Origin of the sequence: Ruixingdingia sedimenti, from assembly GCF_031432425.1 — a bacterium.
GTDB classification, from domain to species: domain Bacteria; phylum Pseudomonadota; class Alphaproteobacteria; order Rhodobacterales; family Rhodobacteraceae; genus Ruixingdingia; species Ruixingdingia sedimenti.
Genome location: NZ_JAVKPH010000062.1, coordinates 1 through 9,466 on the forward strand (window position 1 = coordinate 1; position 9,466 = coordinate 9,466).

General features: G+C 67.4%; 10 protein-coding genes. 9 read left to right on the plus strand and 1 reads right to left on the minus strand.

What is annotated here, in order from left to right:
* Window positions 1-337: 337 nt before the first annotated feature.
* The gene (locus tag RGD00_RS22200) at window positions 338-1,183 is read left to right on the plus strand and encodes a chromate resistance protein ChrB domain-containing protein (protein ID WP_310459421.1); all 846 of its coding nucleotides are present in this window, start codon (window positions 338-340) and stop codon (window positions 1,181-1,183) included.
* Complete coding sequence (chrA, locus tag RGD00_RS22205; RefSeq protein ID WP_310459422.1) at window positions 1,180-2,544, plus strand: chromate efflux transporter; 1,365 nt, start codon at window positions 1,180-1,182, stop codon at window positions 2,542-2,544. Before RGD00_RS22200 ends, chrA begins: the two co-directional genes overlap by 4 nt.
* A gap of 100 nt (window positions 2,545-2,644) precedes the next feature.
* Here chrA and RGD00_RS22210 read toward each other — a convergent pair whose 3' ends face one another.
* Complete coding sequence (locus RGD00_RS22210; protein ID WP_310459423.1) at window positions 2,645-2,980, minus strand: ArsR/SmtB family transcription factor; 336 nt, start codon at window positions 2,978-2,980, stop codon at window positions 2,645-2,647.
* 42 nt (window positions 2,981-3,022) lie between these two features.
* On the opposite strand from RGD00_RS22210, the gene RGD00_RS22215 reads away from it, so the two are divergent.
* The 7 genes from RGD00_RS22215 to RGD00_RS22245 all read left to right on the plus strand — a co-directional run.
* The gene (locus RGD00_RS22215) at window positions 3,023-3,544 is read left to right on the plus strand and encodes a DUF6428 family protein (RefSeq protein ID WP_310459424.1); all 522 of its coding nucleotides are present in this window, start codon (window positions 3,023-3,025) and stop codon (window positions 3,542-3,544) included.
* A gap of 26 nt (window positions 3,545-3,570) precedes the next feature.
* Window positions 3,571-4,086 (plus strand): arsenate reductase ArsC, encoded by a 516-nt coding sequence (locus tag RGD00_RS22220; protein WP_425603449.1) that lies wholly within the window; start codon window positions 3,571-3,573, stop codon window positions 4,084-4,086.
* 9 nt (window positions 4,087-4,095) lie between these two features.
* Window positions 4,096-4,521, plus strand: a complete 426-nt coding sequence (gene arsC, locus RGD00_RS22225; RefSeq protein WP_310459425.1) for an arsenate reductase (glutaredoxin) — start codon at window positions 4,096-4,098, stop codon at window positions 4,519-4,521.
* A gap of 75 nt (window positions 4,522-4,596) precedes the next feature.
* A complete protein-coding gene (gene arsB / locus RGD00_RS22230) occupies window positions 4,597-5,703 on the plus strand; it encodes an ACR3 family arsenite efflux transporter (RefSeq protein WP_310459426.1) in 1,107 nt (368 codons plus the stop codon).
* A complete protein-coding gene (locus RGD00_RS22235; protein ID WP_310459427.1) occupies window positions 5,700-6,881 on the plus strand; it encodes an MFS transporter in 1,182 nt (393 codons plus the stop codon). Before arsB ends, RGD00_RS22235 begins: the two co-directional genes overlap by 4 nt.
* A gap of 273 nt (window positions 6,882-7,154) precedes the next feature.
* Entirely contained in the window at window positions 7,155-9,095 is a 1,941-nt protein-coding gene (locus tag RGD00_RS22240) for a heavy metal translocating P-type ATPase (RefSeq protein ID WP_425603450.1), read from the plus strand.
* 54 nt (window positions 9,096-9,149) lie between these two features.
* Window positions 9,150-9,466, plus strand: a 317-nt coding sequence (locus RGD00_RS22245) for a hypothetical protein (RefSeq protein ID WP_310459428.1), incomplete at its 3' end; no start/stop codon positions are given.

The following is a 9,466-nucleotide window of genomic DNA, read 5'->3' on the forward strand; positions in this document are numbered from 1 at the left end:
GTCGGTCTGCTCATGCCACCCAGCTACCATGCTGGATTCACGAGATGAATCCCTCACAGGATTTGTGCAACAGAGCCTATGCGGACGGTAAAACCGTCCCGTCATCGAAACGGCTGCCAGAAAAAGATCAGCAGCAGGCTATGCCATGGCCCGATACCGTGGAGATCTGCCGGTTCATGCGAACTGCCCGTGTCAATTGTGGCCGATGCAACACCAGGCGCTTGACATTCCACCGTCGCCGAAAGAGTTTTCCGGCATGGGGTCTTGCGATGCCCCACGAGGCGCCAGCCGAAGATCGCGTTCCAATCCGATCATTCACTCAATGGAGGGAACGCAGATGCCTGCGCCTGATGCCATAACCTGCGACAAGCTCGCCAAGCTGATCGGCACCGCACGATGCCCCGTCGTCCTCGACGTGCGCCGGGCGGATGCGCGGGATGCCCAACCCCGCCTCGTTCCTTCCGCACGATGGCTGGACGAAGACGGCATCGCGCCCGCAGCCCTGACCGAACTGGCCCGCGATCTCGATCGCCCGGTGGTGGTCCTTTGCGCCGAGGGGCACGGGCGCAGTCAGGGCATCGCCGCCTGGCTGCGCCATGAAGGAGTCGCCGCCGAGTATCTGGAGGGTGGCATGACGGCATGGCTTGCCGCTGGCCTGCCACTCGTCACGACCACGAAGATCACCGGCCACGATCCGCAGGGCCGCAGCCTCTGGGTGACGCGGGCGCGGCCCAAGATCGACCGCATCGCCTGCCCTTGGCTGATCCGGCGTTTCATCGATCCGCGGGCGGTTTTTCTGTTCGTCGCCCCGGCCGAGGTGCCCACGGTGGCCGAGCGGTTCGGCGCCATGCCCTTCGACGTCGAAGGCGTGTTCTGGAGTCATCGTGGCGAGGACTGCACCTTCGACGTGCTGCTGAAGGAAACCCGGCTGAGCATCCCGGCGCTCGACCGGCTGGCGCTGATCGTGCGCGGTGCGGATACCGCCCGTCTGAATCTCGCCCCCGAAGCGGCGGGCCTGCTGGCGGCCTCGCTGGGCCTGTCGCGGATGTATTCCGACGATCTGGAACAACTCGATGCCGGATTGCAGCTCTACGACGCTTTCTACCGTTGGGCACGCGATGCCACGGACGAGATCCACAACTGGCCGACCAACACCCGCGACGCGGGCCGGAGCGCGACATGAAACAGCGCGACGGATTTCCCACGCTGGGTCAGGCCACCGGGGTCTGGGCCAGGATCGCCGTGCTGAGTTTCGGCGGGCCGGCGGGCCAGATCGCGGTGATGCACCGGATACTGGTCGAGGAACGCAAATGGCTCGGGGATGCGCGTTTCCTCCATGCCCTGAACTTCTGCATGTTGCTGCCCGGTCCCGAGGCGCAGCAGATGGCGACCTATATCGGCTGGCTGATGCACGGTGTGCGCGGCGCCCTGATCGCGGGGCTGCTGTTCATCCTGCCGGGTTTCATCGCCATGATGGTGCTGAGCTGGGTCTACGCGGTCTATGGCGACGTGCCGGTGGTGACCGCGCTGTTCTTCGGGCTGAAGGCCGCGGTGCTGGCGATCGTGTTGCAAGCGGTGTTCCGCATCGGCAAACGTGCCCTGAAGAACAATGTCATGCTCGGCCTGGCCGCCGCATCCTTCTTCGCTATTTTCCTGTTCGATGCACCCTTCCCGCTGATCGTGGCGCTGGCGGCGGCTATCGGCTGGATCGGGACAAAGGCCGGGATCGCGGCTTTCCAGGGCGGCGGTGGACATGGCTCCACAGGTGGCGCGCATGTCAGCGACGCCGACACGATCCTTGGCGAAGAGCTTGACCTTCCGCCCACGGCACGAAGAAACGCCTTCCGCGCGGGACGGGCGGCGGTCGCGCTCTGGTTGTTGCCGGTGGCGCTGTTGGTCGCGTTGGTGCCGGGCAGCGTCTTCACCGATATCGCGCTCTATTTCTCGAAACTCGCGGTGCTGACCTTCGGCGGAGCCTATGCGGTTCTGGCCTGGGTCGCGCAGGAGGCGGTCGGCACCTATGGCTGGCTGGAACCGGGCGAGATGCTCGACGGTCTCGGCATGGCCGAAACCATGCCGGGGCCGCTGATCAAGGTGCTGCAATTCGTCGGCTTCATGGGCGCGCTCCGCGAGGCGGGATGGGCCATGCCGCTGCTGGCGGCAACGTTCGGGGGCATCCTGACGACATGGGTGACCTTCGCGCCGTGCTTCGCCTGGATTCTGCTCGGTGCCCCGTTCATGGAAGGGCTGCGGGAAAACCGGGCGCTCGCGGCGGCGCTGGCTTCGGTCACGGCGGCGGTGGTGGGGGTGATTCTCAACCTCGGGATCTGGTTCGCGATCCATGTGATCTGGCGCGAGGTCGAGCCTTTCGACTGGGGGCCGGTCTCGACCAGCGTTCCGGTGCCGGAAACGCTGGATGCCTGGGCGCTGGCCCTTTCGGCGCTGGCCCTCCTCGCGGTGTTCCGGCTGAAGCTCGGCATCGGCCTCGTGCTCGGGGGGGCGGCGCTGGTTGGCCTCGGCCTGCATCTGGCCGGGGCGATCTGACGGCGGGTGGCGCGGCCGCTGCCCGAACCGGAAGACACCCGGCTATCCGCCAGTCCAAGGGTGGCGGCGCCGCCTGAGCGACCGCCACCCGGTTGACCGATCAGGTGTTGCCGCACATCACGGCTCGATCCACGTCGACACAGAGGCCGATCTGCCCCGCACAGCAATCCTCCATCAGGAACCGCACCAGGCCGTTCAGCGCCTCGAAATCGACGCTGTAGAGGATCGAGCGGCTTTCGCGGCGCGAGGCGACCAGTCCCGCGCGTTCCAGTTCCTTGATGTGGAAGCTCACGTTCGAGGCGGGCACCTCGGCCTGGTCCGCGATCACCCCGGACGCCAGCCCCTCGGGACCGGCGACGACCAGCAGCCGCAGGATGCGCAGCCGGGTTTCCTGGGACAGCGCCCCGAAGGCGGCGAGGGCTTGACGTTCTTCCATATTTCAACAATCCTACAAATGTAGAATCGAAAGGTATCGTAGATGACGGCTCGAAGCAACCTCGGCGCGCTCACCGGCGCGGCCGACCCGGAAGATATTGCCATCGGCGAGCTTCTGGCGGCGCTGGACGGCGCGGCCGATCTGCCGCTGGTGTTCAGCTACGATGGCCGGAACGTGAAGCCCGGCTATCACGTCACCGAGGTCAAGGTCGGGCGCTTCGAGGCGCTGGACTGTGGCGCGAACCCGGAAAGCTGGACGGAAATCTTCATTCAACTCTGGGACGTGAACGAGGATCGCAGCCACATGCCAGCGGGCAAGTTCGTCAAGATCATCGGCAAGGTGATCGAGCATGTCGCGCTCGACGGCAGCGCGAAGCTGACCTTCGAGGTCAGCGACGGGGAACGCCCGATGCAGCTTCACCGGGCGGCGCTGCCCCGGATCGAGGATGGCCAGGTCCGGGTGGCTCTTTCGCCGCGCCCGGCAAGCTGCAAGCCCCGCGACCGCTGGCTTCAGGAACAGAAAAGCTGCTCGGCCCCGGCTGGAGCGCAGCCCTGCTGCGGGTGATCGCCATGACGGACCAAACCCCTCGCGTGTTCAATGTGCTGTTCCTCTGCACCGGCAATTCGGCCCGGTCGATCATCGCCGAAAGCGTCCTGCGGCAGGACGGCGGCGGGCGCTTCCGGGCCTTCTCGGCCGGAAGCCATCCGAAAGCGGAAGTCCACCCGACCGCGTTGCAGGTGCTGGAGAACTTCCGCTACCCGACCGATGGCCTGCGCTCGAAGAGCTGGGACGAGTTCGCCGGGCCGGACGCGCCGGTGATGGATTTCGTGTTCACCGTCTGCGACAACGCTGCCGGGGAGGTCTGCCCGCTCTGGCCGGGCCAGCCGATGACCGCGCATTGGGGGATCGAAGACCCTGCAACTGCTGTCGGCACCGAGCTTGAGCGCAAGATGGCCTTCATCAATGCGCTGAGCTATATGAAGGCGCGGATCGCGGCCTTCGCCGCGCTCCCTATCGCTTCTCTTGATCGGTTGAGCCTTGCGACCAGGCTGCGCGAGATCGGCCGGGCCGAGGGCGCGACCCGGCCCCGGCCGGATGTGGCGTGAGGGCGGATCATGGATGTCGTGATCTACCACAACCCCGACTGCGGCACGTCCCGCAACACCCTCGGCCTGATCCGCAATGCCGGGGTCGAGCCGCATGTGACCGAGTATCTGAAATGCCCGCCTTCGCGGGACATGCTGGTGCAGCTCATCGCGCGCATGGGGCTGACCGTCCGTGACCTGCTGCGCGAGAAGGGAACGCCCTATGCCGATCTTGGCCTGGGCGATCCGGCGCTGACTGACGATCAGCTTCTGGATGCGATGGTGGCGCATCCGATCCTCATCAACCGGCCCATCGTGGTCAGCCCGCAGGGGGTGCGGCTCTGCCGCCCGTCCGAGGCGGTGCTGGACCTTTTGCCCCCGCAACAAGGCGCATTCACCAAGGAAGACGGCGAGCCGGTGGTGGATGCCCGGAGCTGCCGCATTGGCACGGCCTGACCACCCCCGAGACCGGATGCCCGCAGCCGCCTGCCCGGACGGGGCGCGGGGTGGAACCCTTTACCGGAGATACAGATGACCTCCCCGCCGATCACAACTTCCGCGCCGCCTTCGCGGCTTTCCTTCCTCGACCGCTGGCTGACGCTGTGGATCTTCGCCGCGATAGCGCTCGGCATCCTGCTCGGGACGGTGTTCCCCGGCTTGGCCGGCGCGCTCGATGCGCTCTCGGTCGGCACCACCAACCTTCCCATCGCCATCGGCCTGATCCTGATGATGTATCCGCCGCTGGCGAAGGTGCGATACGAGGAACTGCCCCGCGTGTTCTCCGACCGGCGGGTGCTGATCCTGTCGCTGGTGCAGAACTGGATCATCGGCCCGGTGCTGATGTTCGCCCTCGCCGTGATCTTCCTGCGCGATCACCCGGAATACATGACCGGCCTGATCCTGATCGGCCTGGCGCGCTGCATCGCCATGGTGCTGGTCTGGAACCAGCTTGCCCGAGGCGACGGCCAGTATGTCGCGGCGCTGGTCGCCTTCAACTCGGTGTTCCAGATCCTGTTCTTCTCCACCTATGCGTGGTTCTTCCTCTCGGTGCTGCCGCCGCTGTTCGGGCTGGAAGGCAGCGTGATCGACGTGAGCTTCCGGACCATCACCGAGGCGGTGCTGATCTATCTCGGCATCCCCTTCGCGGCCGGGTTCCTCACCCGGCGCATCCTCGTCGCCCGCAAAGGCGAAGCCTGGTATGAAACCGCCTTCCTGCCCCGCATCGGCCCGGTCACGCTGGCGGCACTGCTGTTCACCATCGTCGCCATGTTCAGCCTGAAAGGCGGCGACGTGGTGCGCCTGCCGGTCGATGCCCTGCGGATCGCCGTGCCGCTGGCGCTCTATTTCGTCATCCAGTTTCTCGTCAGCTTCGCCATGGGGCGGCTGATCGAGGCGGATTATCCGCGCACCACGGCCATCGCCTTCACGGCGGCGGGCAACAATTTCGAGCTGGCGATTGCCGTCGCCATCGCCGCCTTCGGCCTGGCCTCCCCGGTCGCCTTCGCGGCCGTGATCGGCCCGCTGGTCGAGGTGCCCGCGCTGATCCTGCTTGTCCATGTCGCCTTGCGGCTGGGTGCCCGATGGTTTCCAGATGACGCGAAGGCCCGCGAGGCGAGGGATATGGCGAAAGCAGGATGACAGCCACAGGCATACCGAGCGCCCGGCGCTGGCCGGTGATCTCGGCCCTGGGGATCGTCCAGATCTTCGCCTGGGGCAGTTCCTACTACCTGCTGGCGGTGTTCGCGGCCCCCATCGCCGCCGATACGGGCTGGTCGCTGTCGTGGATCGTCGGCGGCCTCTCCCTCGGCCTGTTCGTCGCCGGCATGGCCTCGCCGCGCGTGGGCGAGGCGATCCGGCATCACGGCGGCAAGCCCGTGCTGGCGCTGTCCGTCCTCCTGCTGGCGGCGGGGCTGCTGATCCTCGCCACCGCGCCGGTGTTGCCGGTGTTCATCGCCGGATGGATCGTCCTCGGCATCGGGATGGGGGCGGGTCTCTATGACGCGGCCTTCGCCACGCTCGGGGGCATCTACGGGCGCGAGGCCCGATCCGCGATCACCACGCTGACCCTCTGGGGCGGCTTCGCCAGCACGGTCTGCTGGCCGCTGTCGGCGTTCTTCATCGAACATCTGGGCTGGCGCTGGTCCTGTGCAGCCTATGCGGCGATCCAGCTCGGGCTATGCCTGCCGTTGATCCTGTTCGTCCTGCCGGGCAACGGCCGCGCAGCTCCCACCCCTGAAGATCGGCGTGGTTTGATCCGGCTTTCTGGCCCGGAGCGGCGGGCCTACCTGACCATGATGGCGATCATGGTGCTTGCCGGTCTCACCGTCACCATCGTTTCGGTCCATCTGCTGACCATGCTGCAAGGCCGTGGCCTGTCCTTGGCCGAGGCCGTCGCCCTCGGGGCACTGATCGGCCCGGCGCAGGTCGCGGCGCGGCTGGTCGAGATGGCGAGTGGCGGGCGGCATCACCCGATCTGGACGCTTGCCGGGGCGGTGGGGCTGTCCGCCGTGGGGCTGGCCATGCTGGCCCTCGGGCTTCCGTTCGTCGGGGCGGCCATTTTCCTCTATGCAGCCGGAAACGGCATCTTCTCGATTGCCAGGGGCGCGATGCCGCTCGCCCTGTTCGGGGTCGATCGCTACGCGCCGATCATGGGAGGGCTGGCGCGGCCCTCGCTGATCGCGCAGGCTCTCGCACCAACCGTGGGAGCAATCCTGCTTTCCGCCGCCGGAACCGATCTGACGCTGAAGGTGCTGGCTATGCTGGCGCTGGTAAGCATCACTCTGGTCGTCTTCCTGTGGAACGGTGTCGAAAGATGAAAGTCGCAACATCGACCCACAGGGGAATGTCCCTCCTGAATTTTGGGGCTGATCGCCGCGACCGGCGGTGCAGGGGCCGACATTGACCCGAGGCGCAAGGGATGATCGAATCCGCGAACGGGCGCGCGATGGACAGGAGGTGCGCCAAACAGCCTGCTCGACCGTCCCTCGCGCAGTGGTCACACCGCTGCCGACAACCTTCCCCAGCCATTGCCGCCGCTGCGGCACAGCCAAGACAAGATATTGCATATCGATCTTTCATCCGACCGTCTGATGACGGCGCTGACCGCCGCCACGCTCATCGGCATGACGCTGGCCGCTTTCGACGCGTTCCTCGTTCCGGGTATCTGGGGGCCTGCCGGCCTCGCGCTGGTCTATCTCGCGGGCGGCATTCCCACGGCGGCGCGGGCGCTGACGGCGCTGTGGCGCGAACGGGTGCTCGACATCGACCTGCTGATGGTCATCGCCGCGCTTGCCGCCGCCGCTGTCGGCGCCCCGCTGGAAGGCGCGGTGCTGCTGACGCTGTTCAGCATCTCGACCACGCTGGAACATCGCGCGATGGGACGGGCGCGCCGCGCGGTCGAGGCGCTGATGGCGCTGCGCCCCGATACCGCGCTGCGGCAGAACCCGGACGGCTCGGTGAGCGAGCTGCCGGTGGCCGATCTCGCTCCCGGCGATGTGGTGGTGCTGCGCCCCGGCGCGCGGGTGCCGGTGGACGGGGTGATCCTCGACGGCGAGGGATCGCTGGACGAGGCGACCATCACCGGCGAGTCGATGCCGGTGCATAAAAGCCCCGGCGCCAAGGTGTTCGAGGCCACCGTGAACCTGAACACGGTGCTGACGGTGCGGGTCATGCAGGCCGTGGCCGACAGCACGGTGGCGCGGATGATCGCGCTGGTGACCGAGGCGCAGGCCGCCCGTGCGCCGTCCGAGCGGTTCAGCGACTGGTTCGGCCAGCGGTATACGGTGGCGGTGCTGGCAGGCTCGGCGTTGGCCTTCGCGGTGTTCCTGTGGCTGGGCTGGCCGATGCGCGACGCGCTCTACCGCGCCGCCACGCTGCTGGTCGCGGCGAGCCCCTGCGCCATCGTGATCTCGGTTCCGGCAGCGATCCTCTCGGCGCTCGCGGCGGCGGCGCGCGGGGGCGTGCTGTTCAAGGGCGGCGCGGCGCTGGAGACGCTGGCCGAGGTCGATACCTTCGCCTTCGACAAGACCGGGACGCTCACCACCGGCAAGGCCGAGGTGACGGCCGTGATTGCCGTAGACGATGAGGCCGGGTTCCTGTCGCTGATCCTGGGGCTGGAGGCGCAGTCCGAACATCCGATCGCCGATGCGATCCGCCGTCATGCGACGGCCAGGGGGATCACGCCCGCCGAGGTCCACGACGTGCGGACCATCCCCAGCGAGGGGATCACCGGCATGGATGCGCAAGGGGCGGTCTGGGCCGGCAATCCCCGGATGGCGGCGCGGATGGGGGCCACGGTGGATGGGGCGGAGTTCGCGGCCCTGCGCGACACGGCGCAGACGGTGATCTGGCTCGGGCGCGGCGCGCATGTTCTTGGCGCCGTCAGCGTGGCGGACCGCCCGCGCGAAACCTCGGCCGCCGGGCTGGCGGCGCTGCGCGCCGAAGGCGTCGGCACGATCCGGATGATGACCGGCGACCGCCGCCCGGTCGGGCTGCGGATCGGGGCGGAACTCGGCTTCGCGCCGCGGGATGTCGACGCCGACCTGCTGCCCGGGGACAAGGTGCGGCTGGTGGGCGAGTTGACCGGCCGCGGCAAGGTGGCCTTCGTCGGCGACGGGGTGAACGACGCGGCCGCGCTGGCGCGGGCCGATGTCGGCATCGCCATGGGGGCGGCGGGCAGCGAGGTCGCGCTGCAGGCCGCCGATGTGGCGCTGCTGTCGGACGATATGGCCCGGTTGGCCGCCGCGCGCGCCTTGGCGCGGCGCACACGGCGGGTGATCCGGCAGAACCTGGCCTTTTCCATCGGCATGATGCTGCTGCTGGTCGCATCGACGCTGTTCTTCGCGCTGCCGCTGCCGCTGGCCGTGATCGGGCATGAGGGCGGCACGGTGCTGGTGGTTCTGAACGGGCTGCGCCTGCTTGCCGATCCGATTCGCCGGGACAAGGGCGGCCTGCATGTCTCGGGCGGCCACGAAACCCGCCGTCTTGGAGACCGGCCCGATCCCATGAATGCAAGCAAGAGCAACGTCTGACCGGTAGCCCCACCGAGCAGGCAGGCCGATTCAAACTGCCTGAAGGGACCAGAGGTGCATGACCAGAACCAAGGGGGCAGGAAAACGACCGACGCACACCTGATCGTCGATCCTCCGATGGAGGCGGGCATTACCTGGCTCTTCGGTGTGCCGGGCGCCTCCCCGGCTTGGGGTGTTCATAATCCCAGCGGATCATGCGATACTTCTGGCGATCCGGCAGGACATCTTTTTCTTGACAATCACTGTCGCCAGAAAATCGAGGATGAATTTGGTGATCGCCCAGATAGCGAAGATTACGGTCAGGACTCGTTCTCGCGTCATAGCCAGAACATGACGGTTGCAGCGAGGGCGACGGCGGAGAGGAAGACCTT

What these genes read in the sequence shown, in the direction of transcription:
- RGD00_RS22235 (WP_310459427.1), top strand. Translation starts at nt 5,700, where the DNA reads ATGACAGCCACAGGCATACCGAGCGCCCGGCGCTGGCCGGTGATCTCG.
- arsC (WP_310459425.1), top strand. Translation starts at nt 4,096, where the DNA reads ATGGATGTCGTGATCTACCACAACCCCGACTGCGGCACGTCCCGCAAC.
- RGD00_RS22215 (WP_310459424.1), top strand. Translation starts at nt 3,023, where the DNA reads ATGACGGCTCGAAGCAACCTCGGCGCGCTCACCGGCGCGGCCGACCCG.
- chrA (WP_310459422.1), top strand. Translation starts at nt 1,180, where the DNA reads ATGAAACAGCGCGACGGATTTCCCACGCTGGGTCAGGCCACCGGGGTC.
- RGD00_RS22200 (WP_310459421.1), top strand. Translation starts at nt 338, where the DNA reads ATGCCTGCGCCTGATGCCATAACCTGCGACAAGCTCGCCAAGCTGATC.
- RGD00_RS22240 (WP_425603450.1), top strand. Translation starts at nt 7,155, where the DNA reads ATGACGGCGCTGACCGCCGCCACGCTCATCGGCATGACGCTGGCCGCT.
- RGD00_RS22210 (WP_310459423.1), bottom strand. Translation starts at nt 2,980, where the DNA reads ATGGAAGAACGTCAAGCCCTCGCCGCCTTCGGGGCGCTGTCCCAGGAA.
- arsB (WP_310459426.1), top strand. Translation starts at nt 4,597, where the DNA reads ATGACCTCCCCGCCGATCACAACTTCCGCGCCGCCTTCGCGGCTTTCC.